Origin of the sequence: Bacteroides intestinalis DSM 17393, from assembly GCF_000172175.1 — a bacterium.
Taxonomy (GTDB): Bacteria; Bacteroidota; Bacteroidia; order Bacteroidales; family Bacteroidaceae; genus Bacteroides; species Bacteroides intestinalis.
This window is the reverse complement of sequence record NZ_ABJL02000007.1, coordinates 1388598-1407850: the sequence shown is the minus strand read 5'-3', so window position 1 is coordinate 1407850 and position 19253 is coordinate 1388598. Positions and strand designations below refer to the sequence as shown.

Below are 19253 nucleotides of genomic sequence, written 5' to 3'. Positions count from 1 at the left end.
CCTAATTAATGTTTAATCGAATTCTCCATTTTACTTATTACTGCTAATGAAGCCGAATAGACTTTATCCATAGCCTGATTATCATCGCCAGGAGCAAAACGTGCAAACTCACAATCATTCAATGCTGCCAAGAATTCTTTAATCAAAGCATCCTCCACTCCATATTTACGAAGTTCCTCTTCAATATTATCTTTTGAAAGTCGAGAAACCGGAATATTCAATTTATCGCTTATATATCCCCAAAGAGCCTTCAAGACTTCGTCATAGAAAACATCTTTTTTATTCTCAGCCAACAACTTACCAGCTAACTTCATACGTTTAACAGCAACCTTATTTGCCTTTTTCGTACGCATTTTCGCAACATTAGCATTAGCAGATATCTGTTTACGGTAAATGATAAAGAAAATGATAAACGCAACGCCAGGTACTAAATAGAGCAACCAGTACAACATAGAGTCAAAGAAGAAGTCTCCCTTTTGAGAAAGCGTCACATCATTTTGCTTGATGAAGCGAATATCCTCATTCAGGACTTTCAAATCCTCTTTATTCGTAAAGTTAGCAATAGTTTGAGCTGCATTTCCTTCACCTTTCTCTACATGCAATTCATACTCTTCGGTAGTCAATATCTTATAAGTACGGGATTTGATATCAAAATAGCTGAATTTCACCGCTGGTATTTTAAATGTTCCGGCATTACGCGGAATAGCCAGATATTCAATAACCTTACTGCCCGAAAGTCCTGCACTTGTCAGCCTGAATTTATTATCAACTTTAGGGTCATATACCTCGAAGTCATCTGGGAATTTCACCTCAGGATCACCTATCAACTTCAAATTACCTGTACCGGAAATGACAAGTTTAATAGTTACAGCATCGTTTGTCTTTACATTAGTACTATTAATGGAAGAAGAAATGCTAAACTCTCCCACTCCACCGGAGAAATCAGCAGGTTTATCACCCGGTAAAGGCTTCACATCTACAGTTAGTTTCGGTGTCATCAATGTCTTTTTGACTTCAATGTAGTTACTGCCACCATTAAAGAAAGCTTCAAACGGATCAGATACATGAGTAGCTTTAGCTATAGAAGCATCAAAACGTGCCGGATCAATAGTCAAATTACCAGACTGCTGCGGAAACAGCACAAATTGCCGGTAAACGGTAGTTTGATAATTCCGTCCCTTATAATGTTCCAAGCTCCATTTTCTATCACCCGGAAGTTCTACTTCTTGTGAATGAAATCCCTTAAAATCAGGAAGTTTAACATTGTCAAAACCGCGAAGGTCAACCAGAGTGTAAATTTTATAAGTCAGCAAGAATGCTTCTTGTTCATACACATTGGTCTTACTAATAGTAGGCAAAATAAAGAGGTCCTGATTGGAAACAGAAGTTCCTGAAGAAGCACGGCTGGTATTACCCTGCTGGCTACTATTACCTCTGCCTGAAGAAGCTGCTCCGGCCTGATCTGCAGGCAGAACCTTGATTTGCACAGAATTAGAAACCATCTGATTACCATCGGCTGTAATTGTAGCTCCCGGAATTGTGAAACTACCCTCAGCAGTAGCCATCAGTATATAAGTGAAAGTAATACTGCTGGTTGAGGTCGATACCCCATTAACTATTTGCATACTACTTTGCTGAGAGCGACTGGGACCCATCAGTACGTCAAATCCCTTAATAGAGGGAGCACGGAAATCTCTCACCTTCTGTGTAGTCACTGTATATGCCAGTCTGAACTGGTCTCCCACCGCTACAGCATCAGGAGCTGATGCGGTAAATGACACCTTGTCATCAGCCAAAGCTTGCAGACTGACTACTACCAGTGCTATCCATAAGAAAATCAATTTTCTCATATATTATCGTATCTTTTATTATTTACCAATCCTTTTCCAAACGACCACCCTGGATAACTTGCTGTTTTTTCACCTTATCCTGTACATCTTTCTCATCCTGCATCACCGACTTCAAAAGCTGTTCTGCATTTTCCTTTGACATCTGATTTTCTTGTGGCTGAGGAGGTTGCTGCTGTTGATCCTGGTTCTGCTGATCTTGTTGATTTTGGTCTTGTTTGTCTTTATCTTGTTCTTTTTCCTGCTCCTTTTTGTCCTGATTCTGATCTTGGTTTTGGTCTTGATTCTGCTGATTCTGTTCCTGATCTTTCAACATTTTCTGAGCCAAAGCCAAGTTATAACGCGTCTCGTTATCTTTCGGATTATTACGTAGTGACTCTTTGTATGCTTCCACAGCTTTGGCATAATCCTTACCGGAGTGGAATATTACTCCCATATTATGATAGATTTGAGCAAGATTACCCTTATCTTTCTCCATTTTAGTGGCAGCAACAAACTGCTCCATAGCCTCCTGCAACTTATTCTGTTGCATAAGCGTATTACCCAGATTATACATGGATATCGCCGACTTCGGATTCACATCAATAGCCTTCCGATAATTCACTTCAGCATTTACATACGTACTATCTTTATAAGCACGGTTTCCCTTACGAATATAGTCGCGTTCCGCTTTCTGTGCAGAAACTGAAATAGCCGTCAGTAGCAGCAAGATAATTCCGATAGTTCTATTTCTCATCATCATACCTTTCTTCCTTTTTAAACAGATGGATATTACGGAATAACGGGTTTTTACGTTCCAAAATCAGCATTTCAGCCAACAACAGTAACAATATAATCCATGCAACAGCCTGGAATTGTTCGTTGAACTCTGTATAAACCTGTGTTTCTACATCCGCTTTCGCCATTTTATTAATCTCCTGAGCAATCACCTTTTGTGCAGCATTTGAGTTGTCTACACGCACATAAATCCCATCTCCTGCCTGAGCTATTTCCTGACACATCTGCTCATTCAAGCGGGTTACAACCACGTTTCCATCACGGTCACGGCGGAAGTCATTGGTTCCTTCTACGGGGATAGGTGCACCATCAGGCATACCCACACCCAGAACACTGACTTGAATACCTTTTTCTGCAGCAGCCTTGGCAGCTTCCACAGCTCCGCCTTCATGGTTTTCACCGTCAGTAATAACGATGACGGCACGCCCTACTCCTTCCTGGGGTGTAAAACTGCGGGTAGCCAGATTAATAGCTGCACCGATAGCCGTACCCTGCTTGGATATCAACGACGGATTAATAGATTCCAAAAACATCTTGGCAGAAATATAATCGCTTGTAATAGGCAACTGTGTAAAGGCATCACCGGCAAACACAATCATACCTACCTTATCATTCTCCATCTTGTCAACCAATTGTGCTACCAGTCTCTTGGCCTTCTCCAGACGACTGGGTTGTACATCTTGTGCCAACATAGAGTTAGAAATATCCAACGCAATCATTACCTCTACTCCCTGACGCTTCACAGTCTCCAACTTAGAGCCAAACTGCGGACGTGCCAGCAATACAGCAAACAGTCCGATTGCAGCAAACACCAGCCAAAACTTCACATCCGGACGATATTTAGATACATCCGGCATCAACTGTGCCATTAGCACCGGGTCGCCAAACTTGCGGATCGCTTTCCGTCTCCGATAATTGGAGTACAGGTAGAAAGCCGCCAAGAAAGGCAACAGGAGCAACAGGTATAAATATGTAGGTTCTTCAAATCGAAACATCTTTCTATGTACAATTTAGTAATTTACAATTAATGCATTGTTTTAAGGTATCTTCTTCAAGATAGAATTACGAAGCAATACTTCAAGTAACACGCACAAGAATGCCGCCAAAGCAAACCAACGGTATTCTTCCTGGCGCTTGCTGTATTCCTTCACATTCAACTTGGTTTTCTCCAACTTATCAATCTCCTCATATACCTCTTTCAGCTTAGAATTACTGGTGGCACGGAAATAATTACCTTCTGTGGTAGCCGCAATCTGCGTCAGTGTCTTTTCATCAATCTCCACCGGCATATTGACATACTGCACAGTGTTACCCACCGGATAAGGATACGGAGCCATTCCGTTCGTACCTACACCAATAGTATAAACACGAATACCAAAACTCTTAGCTATTTCTGCCGCAGTCAGCGGAGATATATCTCCTTTATTATTTGTACCATCCGTCAACAGAATGATTACTTTAGACTTCGCTTTACTGTCTTTCAAGCGGGTAACGGCATTAGCAATACCCATACCGACTGCTGTTCCATCTTCAATAATACCACACTTAATGCCTTGAAACAGATTCAGAAGCACTGCATGATCCACCGTCAACGGACATTGCGTAAAACTTTCACCGGCAAATAAAGTTATACCGATATTATCATTGGGCCGACCATTAATAAACTCCGCAGCCACATCTTTAGCAGCTTCCAGACGATTCGGTTTCAAATCCTCTGCCAGCATACTGGTAGATACGTCGATGGCCATCATAATATCTATACCTTCAATTTCACTGTTTTGCCAGCTATTAGTAGTTTGAGGACGCGCCAACACTACGATAATCAATGCCAAAGCAATAATCCGTAACATAAAAGGCACATGCAACAAATAGTTCTTATAACTCTTCGGCGTATGAGCATATACACGAGCATCCGAAATCTGAAGTGTAGCTTCATTATTCCTCCGCCTCATGATATACCATACTATATAAGGTATAAGCAACAGCAGCAAAAACAAATATTCAATATTGGCAAAAACCATTGTATTTACTATTTAACAATTTACTATTTAAGATTGGAGTTACCCTTAAATTCTACTACTACGCAAAATAATTGTATAACTGCATTCCAATATAAACGAACGAACCAATCAAGGCAACCGACAATACTACGATGCCTATGCCCAGCAATATTTTAGTACGCAATGAACGTTTCTCAATGATGGTAATTTCAGTGGGTTGCGGTTTTGCATTCTCCACTTCTTTCTCCTTGGTTTCATTGATAAATTCAATGGCATTGATCAGATTCGCATCATTTTCGTTCATCAACGGATTATGTTTAGCGAACTTCACCAAATCGGCAGTCTCAAAAAGAGAACGTAAATCTGCAATAGCTTCTTTATCTTGCATTTCAAGCAGCTTTTCTATAATCTCCGAAGAGGTCATTTCCAAAGCATTGAAACCAAAACGCTCTTTAATATACGTACGCAAAATATCTGTCAATTCCGTGTAATACTCCTTCGGCTGTCCCTTTTGCCATACTTTTTCCCCTTTGATACGCTCTATTTCTTTCATCGCCATCTGATGCGGAGGTAACTTCGGTTCAACCTTTACCTTACGGATGATAGGTTTATTGTCACAGATACGCATGATCAGATAGATAAGTAATAATGCAATCGGAATAAGCAATATGCCACAGGTGATAATCCCATACCAATCTTCCCACACAAAAGGAGGTTGCATTACTGTCTTCGGACCAAAAAACTGTTCCGGATTCTCTGGATCCAATGGCACATTCATCGAATATACCTTCAGTGCCAATGCCTTCGAACGATATGCCTTATTATCCACCAATACTTCCATCGGTGGCAGATAATACAATGCCGAGTCGAATGATGTAACAGTATACTCCTGCGTAATCAGCATTCGTTTATCATCATTTATATACTGCGTATCCGGCTTTGCAACATCTATAATCTCCACACCACTTACCAGTGTATCCGTATAAACAGGGAAAATAGCCCGTTTATCGGCATCCAAGGCTACCTGAAGTTTAATCTTCGCCTGGTCACCGATATAAATTTGCAGAGAATCAATGGTAGCATCTACTGTTACCGACTGAGCCACTGCCTTGCCAGTCAACATCCCCAATAGGGTTATCAGAAATAGATATCTTTTCATTTTTCCGATTAATTTCGTTTCGCAAACAAATTCATCAATGCTTTGACATAGTCCTGATCGGTGCGTACCGACACATTATCGACATTACTTTTAGTGAATGTTTCGTTCAGTTCCACCTGTTTATTCACCCACCAGTCGTGATGAGCACGACGAACAGCACGCGACGAAGTATCAATCCACTGCTCATGTCCGGTCTCAGCATCCTTTATTTTCATCAAACCGATAGCCGGCAGTTCCTCTACCCTGCGGTCATACACCTGGATAGCCACCATATCATGTTTCCGGTTGGCGATAGTCATTGCATTCTTAAAGTTCCCCTGATCGATGAAATCGGATAACAGGAAGGCTGTACAACGACGCTTCATCACGTTTGTCAGATATTCCAGTCCGAGCCGGATATCAGTCCTTCGACTCTCCGCTTTAAAGTCAATCAGTTCGCGAATAATATATAAGATATGCTTACGCCCTTTCTTAGGCGGAATGAATTTCTCTATCCGGTCAGAGAAAAAGATAACCCCGATTTTATCGTTGTTTTGTATAGCCGAAAAAGCCAACGTTGCAGCTATTTCCGTCACCATATCCTTTTTCATCTGCTTCACCGTACCGAATTCCAAACTACCGGAAACATCCACCAGCAACATAACGGTCAGCTCGCGCTCTTCTTCGAACACCTTCACGTAAGGCTTATTGAAGCGAGCGGTCACGTTCCAGTCAATGTCGCGTATGTCATCGCCAAACTGATATTCGCGTACCTCGGAAAATGCCATACCCCTACCCTTGAAGGCCGAATGATACTGGCCAGCAAAGATATTGTTGGATAATCCGCGCGTCTTGATTTCAATCTGACGGACTTTTTTTAACAGTTCACTTGTTTCCATCTATATCGTTAAATAATTCCGTTAATAAATACCGGCAACGTTCTTTAAAAACGTTGGCAAGATTCTTTAAAAACGTTCACACCATTTATTAACAGGTCTCGGAAGACCTTTTTAAAAATGCTTACTTAATTAAGGTACTTCAACCTTATTCAGTATTTTGCTGATGATCTCGTCAGAAGTCAGGTTGCTGGCCTCTGCTTCATAAGTCAATCCGATACGATGACGCAATACGTCATGAGCCACGGCACGAACATCTTCAGGAATCACATAACCACGACGTTTGATGAAAGCATAAGTACGGGCAGCTAATGCCAGATTGATAGAGGCACGGGGAGAACCACCGAAACCAATCATATCTTTCAGTTCCTTCAGATCATATTTCTCCGGATAACGGGTAGCAAATACAATATCAACAATGTAGCGTTCAATCTTCTCATCCAGATATACCTGACGAACAACTTTACGTGCTTCAATAATCTCCTGAGCTTTCAGAATAGGCTTCACATTGAATTTATCGCCATTGATATTCTGGCGGATAATCATTTTTTCTTCTTCTATCTTCGGATAGTCGATAACCACTTTCAGCATGAAACGGTCCACCTGTGCTTCAGGCAGCGGATAAGTACCTTCCTGCTCAATAGGATTCTGTGTAGCAAGTACAAGGAAAGGTTCGGGCAACGGGAATGTTTCCGTACCAATAGTTACCTGACGTTCCTGCATCGCTTCCAGCAAAGCACTCTGTACCTTAGCCGGAGCACGGTTAATTTCATCTGCCAAAACGAAGTTGGCAAAAACAGGTCCTTTCTTTACTTGGAACGTTTCGTCTTTCTGACTGTAAACCATTGTACCGATAACGTCAGCAGGCAGCAAATCGGGAGTAAACTGTACACGACTGTATTGTGCATCGATCAATGAGGCAAGCGTCTTAATCGCCAATGTCTTTGCCAAACCGGGCACACCTTCTAATAATACGTGTCCATCAGACAGCAAACCGATTAACAATGACTCTACCAGATGTTTTTGTCCTACGATGATCTGGTCCATACCAGCAGTAAGGTTGGTAACAAAAGAACTTTGTCTTTCAATCCGCTCGTTCAGTTCGCGGATATCAATTGTTTCAGCCATAAATACTATTATTTTTATTGTTTAAATTCCATTGATTTCTCCAGTATGCTACTGGTAATTATTTTTTTCGCTCCCAAAAGTACAGGAATAAATTAACCATACCAACTAATTTTTATTAAAAAACAATTAGATTAAACTACTTTCATAGAGTTTAGTAGTTAACAATAGTTTCTGAAAAGAATTTCAAATTCGCAGACAGGAATAAATAGCAAATCACCCCTGCAAGTGAAGTATTATCAACTTGCAGGGGTGCAATATTTTCTTTTATTTCTTTTCAAGCTCCGGTATCTTGATTACAGTACCATACGGCACATGATCGGGATTCTTTATAACACCCGAATTATACTTCACAATATAGGGCCACAGGGCCTTAGTCCCGTAAAAGCGAAGTGCAACCTTTGTCAGAGTTTCTCCTTCCTGGATAGTATGAGTAGCTTTCGTTCCTACAATCTTATAATTTACAGAGTCTGGCTCAAAAGGAGTTGCAGCAGCTTTCTTTGTCTCTTTTTTAGGAGCAGTAGCAGGAGTCCCCTGTTTTGCAACCGGTTTCGGCTCTTCAACAACTTTAGGAGTAACAACTTCTGCCACAGTATCTTTCTTCGCAACCACAGTTGTGGTATCTTTTCGAACAATACTATCCGTCAGAGCGACCGGAACGGCCGGCTTCTCCACCTTTTCATCAGCAACTTTCTCTGTTGATGGCGTAGACATCCTATCCAGTAAATCCGGATAATACATAAAAGTAACAGCACCTACACACAATAATACTACAAGCACTACAATTCCGATAAAAAACTTCATGGTGGAACTGCCTGCTTTATTCACAGGAGGTGATGGAGGCTCAGGAACCTCATAAGTAGGCACTAAATCTTCTTCCTCGGACGGAAGAGCCGATTCAGCCTGATAAACAGAAGGCGTTTCTTCCGAAACTGGTTCTTCTTTTATATCCTCTACGGTTTCCTCAACAGTCTGAATCACTTCTTCTTCAGCTGTCTCCATCAATTTTTCTTCAGCAATTTCAGTTTTCTCTTCAATTACTTCAGCCACTTCCTCTATACTTTCTATGGATTCCTCTGTAATCTCAACAGCCTCTTCTATCGACTCTTCTATATTTCCTTTAGCCGTCTCCTGAACAACAACCTGTGATTCTACAACAACTGTAGAACTTTCAGGCTCTACAAAATTTTCATCTTTTTCCTCTTCCTCAGAATTATCCTCCACCGGTGTATCTTCTAACACTGTTTCATCATTCAATACCACAGTTTCAAAATGCGAAAAAGGTTTGTTTATCAAATCTTTTAAAGTTGGCTCCGGAGTAAATGAAACCTTTGTATGTCCTTGTATTTCAAAACGTTCGCCCGTATTTATATTTACGCTTTCACGACTATCCACGTCAATCAGCTTAAATGTACCCAAGCCTTTAATCTTCACATACTTATCGCTCTCCAACGATTCTTCAATCAACTGGAAAAATTCTTTCACGAAGCTCTCAGCATCCGTTTTATCCATGCCATGCTTTTCGGCAAGCAATTCTATTAAATTCTGTATGTTCAGCTTTTCATTCATATTTACGAAGGGTTACTTGAGTAGAAGACGGCATTATTTAAACTTATCTTTCAGAGTCGTACTGGGCCTATAGGTCAACACCAACTTAGGCGGAACCAGCATACGCAACTTTGTCGTTGGATTGATGGTAATACGCTCTGCTTTCTTCTTTACCTCAAAAGTACCGAAACTTTGTACAGAAACAATATTCCCTTCTTGCAGCTGTTGTGTCATGTCCGACAGCAAAGATGCAATTAGTTCGGATGTATCCTTTATGGTATATCCCAATCTTCGTGACAGTTCTGAAGTAAATTCCTTATTATTCAAAATCCAGCTATTTTTATAAAGTTCGGTGCTATATTAGCAAAACTTCCGCATATACACAAATTCTTAGGGAAAATTATTTAAATAACCTGTCCAAAAAGGTCGAAATCATCGGAACTTATTATCTCTACCTGGTAAAAGTTACCAATAAGCAACGTTTGTTCACCACGCTCTATCAAGACTTCCGGATCCACTTCAGGAGAGTCAAATTCAGTACGGCCGATATAATAATCCCCTTCCAGACGATCAATAATAACTTTCATGGATTGCCCCACTTTTGCAGCGCTCAATTCGGCAGAAATACCTTGTTGAATGGACATTAATTCATCCAAACGTGCCTGCTTTACTTCCTGAGGTATTTCATCCTCATAATGTGCAGCTGCGTAAGTACCTTCTTCCTCTGAATATGCAAAAGCCCCCATTCTATCGAAACGCACCTTACGAACAAACTCTTTCAACTCTTCAAAATCCGACTCCGTTTCTCCGGGATGCCCTACCATTAAAGTAGTACGCAAATGAATACCAGGTACTTCTTTGCGGAATTGTTCTATCAGTTGATAAGTTTCTTCCTGAGTTACATGGCGGCGCATTTTCTCCAGCATTGAATTGCTAATGTGCTGAAGAGCTATATCCATATACTTACACACATTAGGACGCTCACGCATCACCCGGAACAAATCTGTAGGAAAATGTGCAGGATAAGCATAATGCAAACGAATCCATTCTACCCCGGGAATTTCAGATATACGTTCTATAAGTTCAGGAAGCATTTGCTTCTTATACAAATCCACACCATAGTAAGTCAACTCCTGAGCTATTATCTGAAACTCTTTTACTCCCTTATTCACCAAATAACGAACTTCATCCAAAATTTCCTCTACCGGTCGCGATACATGCCGCCCTGTAATAATCGGAATAGCACAATACGAACATTTCCGGTCGCATCCCTCCGATATTTTCAGGTATGCATAGTGTTTAGGAGTAGTGAGAGTACGCTCTATATGAAGTTCTTCGTGATAGGCTTTACCTAGATCCAGCAATAACTCCGCCCAGTTAAATTTACCATAAAACTTATCAACCTGCGGAATTTCAATCGCTAATTCTTTCAGATAGCGTTCAGAAAGACAACCCATTACATATAACTTTTCCAGATTTCCTTCTTCCTTTGCCTGTGCAAATTCCAGGATCATGTTAATGGATTCCTCTTTAGCATCACCGATAAAACCACAAGTATTGATAACAGCAATCTCTCCTTTAGGCTTTTCCGTATCATGAGTCACGTGATATCCGGCTTCTTCCAACTGGCGCATCAAATGCTCCGAATCCACCAAATTCTTAGAACACCCTAAAGTTATGATATCAATTGTTTTCCGTTTCATGCATTCTCCCCAAACAACGAGTCAACAAATTCTTTCTTACGGAACACCTGCAAATCTTCCATACCTTCACCCAAGCCAATATACTTAACAGGTATCTTAAACTGATCAGAAATGCCGATAACAACTCCACCTTTCGCCGTACCATCCAGCTTAGTGATAGCCATTGCGGTTACTTCCGTAGCTAACGTAAATTGCTTAGCCTGCTCAAATGCATTCTGCCCGGTAGAACCATCCAGTACCAATAGAACTTCATTAGGAGCATCAGGAACCACTTTCTTCATTACATTTTTAATCTTAGTCAACTCATTCATCAAGCCGACCTTATTGTGAAGGCGACCGGCAGTATCAATAATTACCACATCAGCATTGTTAGCAACAGCAGAGCTTAATGTATCGTAGGCCACAGAAGCCGGATCAGCTCCCATCTTTTGTTTTACGACAGGTACTCCTACCCGTCCACCCCAGATATCCAACTGTTCCACAGCTGCTGCACGAAAAGTATCCGCTGCTCCCAGATAAACGCTTTTGCCCGCTTTCTTGAATTGGTAAGCCAACTTACCAATAGTAGTTGTTTTGCCAACGCCATTCACCCCTACTACCATAATTACGTAAGGTTTCTTCGCAATCGGTGCTTCAAAATCATCTACATCGTCCGAATTATTTTCCGTTAGCAAAGCAGCGATTTCATCACGCAAGATAGTATTCAGCTCCTGCGCATTCATATATTTTTCAGATGCAGCACGCTTTTCTATACGTTGAATAATATTTAACGTCGTTTCTACACCTACATCCGAAGTTATCAGCACTTCTTCCAGATTATCAAGCACTTCATCATCTACTTTCGACTTTCCTGCCACAGCACGGGCAATCTTTCCGAATACACTTTCTTTCGTCTTAGATAATCCTTTATCTAAAGTTTCCTTCTTTTCCTTTGAGAAAAAACTAAAAAATCCCATATCCTATTTTTTTGTACAATACATTATGCCACAAAGATATAACAAAGTAATGAAAGTACGGGGATAAAGTACAAAAAAAATCCCCTTACCGGAATACGATAAGAGGATTTTATAATTAAACGTCTTTCGACGGACTATCTTATTTCTTGAAAAAGTCTTGTACTTTTTCGTTCAATACCATTTGTTCATCAAAAATGTAAGCACCAGTCTTCGGAGACTTAACCATCTTGATAACCTTTGTATAAGCACGACCTTCTTTAGAACCTTCGTGCAAACTTGCTACAGTTTTCTTTGCCATGGGTTATACTTATTATTTAATTTCTTTATGTACTGTTACTCTCTTCAGGATCGGATTGTATTTCTTCAATTCCAATCTTTCAGTTGTATTCTTTCTGTTCTTAGTAGTGATATAACGAGAAGTTCCCGGCATACCGCTATCTTTGTGTTCTGTGCATTCCAGAATCACCTGTACTCTGTTACCTTTTGCTTTCTTTGCCATAATCAGTATTCTCCTCTACTTTTTAGCCAATTACTTTAATGCTTTTCCAATCACAATAACCTTTTGCTACTGCGTCGTTCAAAGCAGCGTCCAGTCCTTTCTTATTAATAATACGCAGACCGTTAGCACAAATGCTAAGGCTGATCCAGCAATCTTGCTCTACATAGTAGAACTTCTTGTTAAACAAGTTCAAATCAAAGGTTCTCTTAGTTCTTCTCTTTGAGTGTGAAACATTGTTGCCAATCATGGCTTTCTTTCCGGTAATTTGACAAATTTTCGACATTTCTATCTTATTTTTATAGTTTTTATCTATACTTATTTCAAACAGAGCGCAAAGTAAGTACTTTTATCGATACCAAACAAGTTTTTCATAAAATAATTCATTGTCTGATAGCATTTTTTCTTCATTTTAAGCACTCACAGAGCATCATTAGAGCATTTTGAATGGCTTTTTGCACATTTCCACCCCTTCCATCATCTCCCTCTTGTCTGAAAGTTACAATTTCATTTTTATAGGCAGCAGCAATCCATACCGTTCCGACGGGCTTTTCCGCTGTCCCCCCTCCGGGACCTGCAATTCCTGATGTAGCGACAGCGCAATCTGTTTTCAACGCTTTCATCGCACCTTTCACCATCTCGATAACAGTCTCCCGACTGACAGCTCCATATTTCTCCAAAGTTTCAGCAGAGACATGAAGCAGAGACATCTTTACCTCATTAGAATATGCCACAATCCCTCCGTTAAAGTATTCCGAACTCCCCGGAACAGAAGTCACCAGAGCTGCAATACTACCTCCCGTACAACTTTCTGCGGTGGAAAGGGACAAATTCTTCGATTTTAATAACTCCCCAATCCTTTCTTCCAGCTTCATATACCTTATATATATATTATTTCTATATTTTGTTCTATTTTTCCTCTCCACATCACCAAATCCATATCAACTCCGTATTTGCTCCGTATCTATACACTTGGACTTGGTATGGAGTTGGTATGGACCAGACACGGACCAGGTATGGTGCAGACTAGAAAGTGTCCTGAAATTCCTTTTACTGCAACGTTACGCGTGAGTAAGCCGGTGCATCTATCGAACAGAAATCTTTATCCTGATATTTGAAATAACCTGTAATCGCAATCATAGCGGCATTATCCGTCGTATAGCTGAACTTTGGAATAAATATATTCCACCCATACTTTTCGGCATGTTCACGAAAGGCATTGCGCAGGCCATTATTAGCAGAAACACCACCGGCCACGGCTACTTGCTTTATCTTATATTCTTTAGCAGCCTTACGGAGCTTATCCATCAGGATATCCACCACGGTAGCTTCAAGCGAAGCCGCCAAATCTACCTTGTGATGCTCGATGAAATCGGGATCTTCCTTCATCCAGTCACGCAAAGAATACAGGAATGAGGTTTTTAAACCGCTGAAACTATAATCTAATCCGGGGATATGGGGTTTGCTAAAAGTAAATGCCTTCGGATTTCCCTGACGGGCCAACTTATCAATAATCGGACCACCGGGATAACCCAGACCCATTACCTTCGAACACTTGTCAATGGCTTCTCCAGCAGCATCATCAATCGTCTGCCCTAAAATCTCCATATCATTATATGCCTTTACCAGAATAATTTGTGAATTTCCTCCCGATACAAGCAAGCAAAGGAAAGGAAATTCAGGTTGAGCATTTTCTTCACCTTCTGCTTTAATGAAATGAGCTAACACATGACCTGTCAGATGATTAACATCAATCATAGGAATACCTAAAGAACGAGCAAAACCTTTGGCAAATGACACACCTACCAACAAAGAGCCCATCAATCCCGGTCCTCTGGTAAACGCCACTGCACTCAATTCTTCCTTAGTCACTCCGGCGCGTTTCAATGCTTCATGCACCACCGGAACTATGTTTTGCTGATGTGCACGTGAAGCTAATTCGGGAACTACACCACCATAGGCTTCATGCACCGCCTGACTGGAAACGACGTTTGATAGCAGATACCCATCTTTGATGACGGCAGCAGAGGTGTCATCGCAAGAGCTTTCTATTCCTAAAATTATTGTACTCATATCGTTATTTACGTTTAAACGCTGCAAAAGTAGTGATAAAAGTAGGATTGATAACGTATTATTTCATATTTTTGTTGGCTAATTCAAACAAACCGCCTATCAGAAAGTTAAAAAAGACAGTTCGCTGGGTGCTCGGTATTATACTTAGTTTGTATATCGGGACTATATTGTTGTTGAACATTCCTTACGTTCAGCGACAAATATCCGTGCTGGTTGCAAACGAATTGGCTAACGTTCTGGGTACGCAACTGACCATCGGGCGGATAAATATGGGACTGCTAAACCGCATCATAATCGATGACTTATTATTGAATGACCAGTCCGATAAAGAAATGCTGAAAATATCCCGTCTTTCAGCTAAATTCGATATATTACCCCTATTCAAGGGAAAAGTTTCCATCAGTAACGTTCAGTTATTTGGTTTTAACATCAATCTGGAAAAAAAAACACCGGAAGATATACCCAATTTCCAGTTTGTACTTGATGCATTTGCCTCTAAAGATACCATCAAAAAAGAAAGTAATCTGGATATCCGCATCAATTCTTTATTGATACGGCGTGGCAAGTTGTCCTACAATGTGCTGTCGGCAGAAGAAACACAAGGAAAGTTCAATGCACAGCACATACAACTGCGTAACATTATTGCCAATATCTCCTTAAAAGCACTTCAAAATGATTCTATAAATGCTGCAATCAAACGTTTAAGTATAGAAGAAGGAAATTCCGGATTTGAGTTAAAAAGGCTGAGCTTAAAGGTTGTTGCAAATGATCAGAAGATGAATATCGAGAATTTTGCAATCGACCTGCCCAATACTTCACTTGCCATGGACACCATACGTATGGAATATGACAGTCTGGGGGCCTTTGGCAATTTTGCTAATGATGTTCACTTCTCGTTCCGTATGCTGCCTTCAGATATCGTACTTCGTGATTTGGCAGCATTTGTTCCCGCATTTTCTCCTTTCAAAGAAAAGCTGCAAATAGCTGTAGAAACAAACGGTACCATTAACCAGCTGAACTGTCCCCACCTGTCAATTACAGGAGGACCACATTTCCGTTTGAGAGGAGATGTATCTTTTCAGGATCTATCCCGTCCTCAGGATGCATTTGTATTTGGTAACCTGTCCAATCTATATGCCGATCCGGAAGGGGTTGCCTTTTTTGTACGCAACTTGAGTAAGAATTACGAGGGTGTTCCTCCTATATTGCAACGTTTTGGCACCATTTCATTTCATGGAGAAGTATCAGGCTATTTCACGGACATCGTAACTTATGGTTTGGTACACACAGATATTGGCTCCATCAAGACGGACTTGAAAATAAGCTCAGATAAGGAAAAAGGTTATTTTGCATATTCGGGTGCCGTGAAGACTGAAGAACTCGAATTGGGCAATATGCTGGATAACGAAAAGCTGGGAAAAGTAACTTTCAATCTTGACGTTGAAGGTAGCCACTATGATAATCAATATCCTTCCATTGTGATGAAAGGATTAATCGCTTCCATCGACTATAGTGATTATAACTATGAGAATATCACACTGGACGGAAAATACAAACAAGGCGGTTTCAATGGAAAAGTTGCATTGGATGACGAGAATGGGTCTATTCTGCTGAACGGTAATATCAATACCGTCAGCCGTATACCGACTTTCAACTTTCACGCCAGCATTCGCAATGTGCGTCCGCACGAACTCCACCTGACCCCCAAATATGAGGATACGGAACTTTCTGTTCAATTAACAGCCGACTTCACGGGTGGCTCCATTGATGAAATGAATGGAGAAATCAATATCGACAGTCTGCAATTCACTGCACCCGATAAGGAGTATTTTCTGGATAACCTGAAAATCGCTGCCAGCCAGAGAGATAGTTCTCATAAACAGCTGACAGTAACATCTAATTTCCTGAATGCAAGTATCGAGGGAGATTATTCCTATCGTACCCTGCCTGCCAGTGTAATGAATATCATGCGGAAATACATTCCCGCTCTGATATTACCGGACAAGAAACCCATAGAAAGCGAGAATAATTTCCATTTTGATGTAAACATCTTCAATACGGATTTATTATCCACTGTATTCAATGTTCCCATTAAAATCTATACACACTCTACCCTCAAAGGTTATTTTAATGACAAAGCGCAACGTCTACGGGTAGAGGGATATTTCCCACGGTTGCGTTACGGAGATAAATTCATTGAGTCCGGGATGTTACTATGCGAAAATCCGGGTGACAAAATTCATGCCCGCTTGCGCTTCAATAACCGCAAGCCGACAGGTGCAATAAACATTGCATTGGAAGCTCAGGCCAAAGACGACCTTATTCAGACTTCCCTAAACTGGGGTAACAGTAGTTCCGTCACCTATAGTGGTAAACTGGCTGCTACTGCACATTTTCTCCGTGCACAAACTGAGGAGCTGGATAATAAACGTTCCCGTAGGGCTGTTTCGGCATTGAAAACAATCGTAGATGTGCAAAAGACGGATATCATTCTGAATGATACTCTATGGGAAATACACCCCTCACAAGTAGTCATTGATTCCGGGAAAATACATATTAATGATTTCTATTTCAGCCACAAAGACCGACACTTGCGCATCAATGGGGTTATTTCGGAAGAACCCAATGACACGATACGTCTGGACTTGAAAGACATTAATATAGGATATGTATTCGACATAGCTGACCTTGGAGTTAACTTTAAGGGTGAAGCTACCGGTCCTGCCTATGCCAGTGGAGTATTAAAGACCCCCGTTATGTATACCGACCTATTTATCCGAAGTCTTGGGTTGAACGACGGATTGTTGGGCGATGCCAATATTCATGGAGAATGGCATCACGAAGTAAAAGGAATTTATCTCGATGCACATATTCGTGAGAAAGACATAGCCAAAAGTCATGTATATGGATATATCTACCCCATAAAACCTACAAGTGCACTCAACTTACAGATTGAAGCGGACAGCACCAATCTCAAGTTTATTGAACACTACATGAGTAGTATTACACCGGAATTTAACGGACGAGCCAGTGGCAACGTACACTTCTATGGTAAATTTAAAAGGCTTACCATGGAAGGGCGCGTACTTGGCGATGCTTCCATGAAGGTAGATGTATTGAACACCACTTTCTTCATAAAAGACAGTATTCTCATAGAGCCGAACGGGCTGACTTTTCATAATAACCGCATTTTCGACCCTCAGGGCAACCAAGGACACGTAAACGGTTACCTGCACTATGAACACTTCAAGAATCTGGAATATCGTTTTCAGTTTGACGTAAATAATATGCTGGTGATGAATACAAAAGAATCGCTTGATTTACCTTTCTATGGTACGGTATATGGAACAGGTAATGCTCTGATTGCCGGTAACGCACGGGATGGCGTAAATATAGATGTAGCTATGACTACCGACCGAAATACCAATTTTGTTTATATAAAGGATAATGTATCTTCTGCTGCCAATACCCAATTCATCAAGTATGTAGATAAAACACCTCGTCGTGCTGTGCTGGACTCCATCAATTTGACCTCTGATTATGAGCTGGCTCAACAAGAGATACAACAGGAAGAAGAAAGTCATACCGATATCCGCCTTAATCTGCTTGTAGAAGCTACCCCGAATGCAACCATGAAGATTGTTATGGATCCCATTGCAGGCGACTACATCAGTGGACGAGGGTCCGGAAATATCCGCACAGAGTTTTACAACAAAGCAGATGATGTAAAAATGTTTGGTAGTTACCGCATCAGTCAGGGAGTTTATAAATTCAGTTTGCAGGAAGTGATACGCAAGGATTTTACAATAAAAGACGGAAGTACTATCAGTTTTAACGGTCCTCCGTTGGATGCCACCATGGATATCCAGGCAAACTATATGGTGAATTCCGCATCATTGAATGACCTGGTACCCAATGCAAGCAGCTATGGAATCCCTACGAATATCCGGGTAAACTGTACCATGAATCTGACAGGTCAACTCACTTCTCCTGACATTAAGTTGGGACTGGAAGTGCCTAATGAACGAGATGAAGTACAAGCACTTATACGCAACTATATCCCTACGGACGAACAAATGAATATGCAGATCCTCTATCTGTTAGGTATCGGCAAATTTTATACACCCGAAAATGTAGATGCCACACAAAACTCGAATATGATGACTTCTGTGCTTTCATCCACCCTTTCGGGACAACTAAACAATGCACTTTCCAACATTATTAATAGTAACAACTGGAATATAGGTACCAACCTCAGCACCGGAGAAAAAGGCTGGACGGATATGGAATTCGAAGGAATGCTATCGGGGCAATTACTGAACAATCGTCTGCTTATCAATGGTAACTTCGGATACCGCGACAATCCGATGGCAAATACGAACTTTGTAGGAGACTTTGAAGCAGAATGGCTTGTGAACCGTAGCGGAGATATTCGCCTGAAAGCGTATAATGAGACGAACGACCGCTATTACACAAGGACCAATCTGACAACGCAAGGTATCGGTATCATTTTCAAGAAGGACTTCAACCGATGGAAAGAGCTTATGTTCTGGAATAAGTGGAGGTTGAAAAGACTGAGACGGGAAATGGAACAAAAAGAAGCGGAAAAGGACACCGAAGAGCAAACAGAAGAAACAGAAACCACCGCTACCCAAGAGGCAGCAAAAGCAAAAGAAAAGAGAGGGGGAAGTTAA

At 41.0% G+C, this 19253-nt stretch carries 17 protein-coding genes; 1 reads left to right on the top strand and 16 read right to left on the bottom strand.

The window, feature by feature from the left end; genetic code table 11:
- Positions 1-5: 5 nt before the first annotated feature.
- The 16 genes from BACINT_RS09210 to tsaD all read right to left on the bottom strand — a co-directional run bounded on the left by BACINT_RS09210 (position 6) and on the right by tsaD (position 14559).
- Complete coding sequence (locus BACINT_RS09210) at positions 6-1850, bottom strand: BatD family protein (RefSeq protein ID WP_007662475.1); 1845 nt, start codon at positions 1848-1850, stop codon at positions 6-8.
- Positions 1851-1872: 22 nt separating this feature from the next.
- Positions 1873-2589, bottom strand: coding sequence for a tetratricopeptide repeat protein (locus BACINT_RS09205; protein WP_007214244.1), 717 nt, complete (start codon positions 2587-2589; stop codon positions 1873-1875).
- Positions 2573-3619: a VWA domain-containing protein gene (locus tag BACINT_RS09200; protein ID WP_007214245.1), complete on the bottom strand. Its 1047-nt coding sequence runs from the start codon at positions 3617-3619 to the stop codon at positions 2573-2575. The genes BACINT_RS09205 and BACINT_RS09200 overlap by 17 nt, the downstream gene beginning before the upstream one ends.
- 42 nt (positions 3620-3661) lie before the next feature.
- Complete coding sequence (locus BACINT_RS09195; RefSeq protein WP_007662474.1) at positions 3662-4645, bottom strand: vWA domain-containing protein; 984 nt, start codon at positions 4643-4645, stop codon at positions 3662-3664.
- 58 nt (positions 4646-4703) lie between these two features.
- Positions 4704-5783 carry a hypothetical protein gene (locus tag BACINT_RS09190; RefSeq protein WP_007662473.1) on the bottom strand — a complete coding sequence of 360 codons (1080 nt, stop codon included), beginning with the start codon at positions 5781-5783 and terminating at the stop codon, positions 4704-4706.
- 8 nt (positions 5784-5791) lie between these two features.
- Positions 5792-6661, bottom strand: coding sequence for a DUF58 domain-containing protein (locus tag BACINT_RS09185; RefSeq protein WP_007214248.1), 870 nt, complete (start codon positions 6659-6661; stop codon positions 5792-5794).
- Positions 6662-6790: 129 nt separating this feature from the next.
- The gene (locus BACINT_RS09180) at positions 6791-7786 is read right to left on the bottom strand and encodes an AAA family ATPase (protein WP_007662471.1); all 996 of its coding nucleotides are present in this window, start codon (positions 7784-7786) and stop codon (positions 6791-6793) included.
- A 264-nt stretch (positions 7787-8050) separates the two neighbouring features.
- On the bottom strand, positions 8051-9352 hold the full coding sequence (locus BACINT_RS09175) for an HU family DNA-binding protein (protein WP_007662469.1): 1302 nt from the start codon (positions 9350-9352) through the stop codon (positions 8051-8053).
- A 33-nt stretch (positions 9353-9385) separates the two neighbouring features.
- Positions 9386-9658, bottom strand: a complete 273-nt coding sequence (locus BACINT_RS09170) for an HU family DNA-binding protein (protein ID WP_022393897.1) — start codon at positions 9656-9658, stop codon at positions 9386-9388.
- A 77-nt stretch (positions 9659-9735) separates the two neighbouring features.
- Positions 9736-11034, bottom strand: a complete 1299-nt coding sequence (gene rimO, locus BACINT_RS09165; RefSeq protein WP_007662465.1) for a 30S ribosomal protein S12 methylthiotransferase RimO — start codon at positions 11032-11034, stop codon at positions 9736-9738.
- The gene (gene ftsY, locus BACINT_RS09160; RefSeq protein WP_007662460.1) at positions 11031-11990 is read right to left on the bottom strand and encodes a signal recognition particle-docking protein FtsY; all 960 of its coding nucleotides are present in this window, start codon (positions 11988-11990) and stop codon (positions 11031-11033) included. Before ftsY ends, rimO begins: the two co-directional genes overlap by 4 nt.
- Before the next feature lie 139 nt (positions 11991-12129).
- Positions 12130-12288, bottom strand: coding sequence for a DUF4295 domain-containing protein (locus BACINT_RS23645; RefSeq protein WP_007662457.1), 159 nt, complete (start codon positions 12286-12288; stop codon positions 12130-12132).
- Between the two features lie 12 nt (positions 12289-12300).
- Positions 12301-12489, bottom strand: a complete 189-nt coding sequence (gene rpmG, locus BACINT_RS09155; protein ID WP_002560155.1) for a 50S ribosomal protein L33 — start codon at positions 12487-12489, stop codon at positions 12301-12303.
- A gap of 22 nt (positions 12490-12511) precedes the next feature.
- A complete protein-coding gene (rpmB, locus tag BACINT_RS09150) occupies positions 12512-12772 on the bottom strand; it encodes a 50S ribosomal protein L28 (RefSeq protein WP_007214256.1) in 261 nt (86 codons plus the stop codon).
- Between the two features lie 121 nt (positions 12773-12893).
- Positions 12894-13361, bottom strand: a complete 468-nt coding sequence (locus BACINT_RS09145; protein ID WP_007662456.1) for a CinA family protein — start codon at positions 13359-13361, stop codon at positions 12894-12896.
- Positions 13362-13536: 175 nt separating this feature from the next.
- Positions 13537-14559, bottom strand: a complete 1023-nt coding sequence (gene tsaD, locus BACINT_RS09140; protein WP_007662455.1) for a tRNA (adenosine(37)-N6)-threonylcarbamoyltransferase complex transferase subunit TsaD — start codon at positions 14557-14559, stop codon at positions 13537-13539.
- 32 nt (positions 14560-14591) lie between these two features.
- On the opposite strand from tsaD, the gene BACINT_RS09135 reads away from it, so the two are divergent.
- Positions 14592-19253, top strand: coding sequence for a translocation/assembly module TamB domain-containing protein (locus BACINT_RS09135; protein WP_007662454.1), 4662 nt, complete (start codon positions 14592-14594; stop codon positions 19251-19253).

Excerpts from the sequence above, each read along its gene's own strand:
- BACINT_RS09190 (WP_007662473.1), bottom strand. The coding sequence starts at position 5,783 with ATGAAAAGATATCTATTTCTGATAACCCTATTGGGGATGTTGACTGGC.
- BACINT_RS09175 (WP_007662469.1), bottom strand. The coding sequence starts at position 9,352 with ATGAATGAAAAGCTGAACATACAGAATTTAATAGAATTGCTTGCCGAA.
- BACINT_RS09210 (WP_007662475.1), bottom strand. The coding sequence starts at position 1,850 with ATGAGAAAATTGATTTTCTTATGGATAGCACTGGTAGTAGTCAGTCTG.
- BACINT_RS09205 (WP_007214244.1), bottom strand. The coding sequence starts at position 2,589 with ATGATGATGAGAAATAGAACTATCGGAATTATCTTGCTGCTACTGACG.
- BACINT_RS09200 (WP_007214245.1), bottom strand. The coding sequence starts at position 3,619 with ATGTTTCGATTTGAAGAACCTACATATTTATACCTGTTGCTCCTGTTG.
- BACINT_RS09145 (WP_007662456.1), bottom strand. The coding sequence starts at position 13,361 with ATGAAGCTGGAAGAAAGGATTGGGGAGTTATTAAAATCGAAGAATTTG.
- rpmG (WP_002560155.1), bottom strand. The coding sequence starts at position 12,489 with ATGGCAAAGAAAGCAAAAGGTAACAGAGTACAGGTGATTCTGGAATGC.
- tsaD (WP_007662455.1), bottom strand. The coding sequence starts at position 14,559 with ATGAGTACAATAATTTTAGGAATAGAAAGCTCTTGCGATGACACCTCT.
- ftsY (WP_007662460.1), bottom strand. The coding sequence starts at position 11,990 with ATGGGATTTTTTAGTTTTTTCTCAAAGGAAAAGAAGGAAACTTTAGAT.
- rpmB (WP_007214256.1), bottom strand. The coding sequence starts at position 12,772 with ATGTCGAAAATTTGTCAAATTACCGGAAAGAAAGCCATGATTGGCAAC.
- BACINT_RS09185 (WP_007214248.1), bottom strand. The coding sequence starts at position 6,661 with ATGGAAACAAGTGAACTGTTAAAAAAAGTCCGTCAGATTGAAATCAAG.
- BACINT_RS23645 (WP_007662457.1), bottom strand. The coding sequence starts at position 12,288 with ATGGCAAAGAAAACTGTAGCAAGTTTGCACGAAGGTTCTAAAGAAGGT.
- rimO (WP_007662465.1), bottom strand. The coding sequence starts at position 11,034 with ATGAAACGGAAAACAATTGATATCATAACTTTAGGGTGTTCTAAGAAT.
- BACINT_RS09195 (WP_007662474.1), bottom strand. The coding sequence starts at position 4,645 with ATGGTTTTTGCCAATATTGAATATTTGTTTTTGCTGCTGTTGCTTATA.
- BACINT_RS09180 (WP_007662471.1), bottom strand. The coding sequence starts at position 7,786 with ATGGCTGAAACAATTGATATCCGCGAACTGAACGAGCGGATTGAAAGA.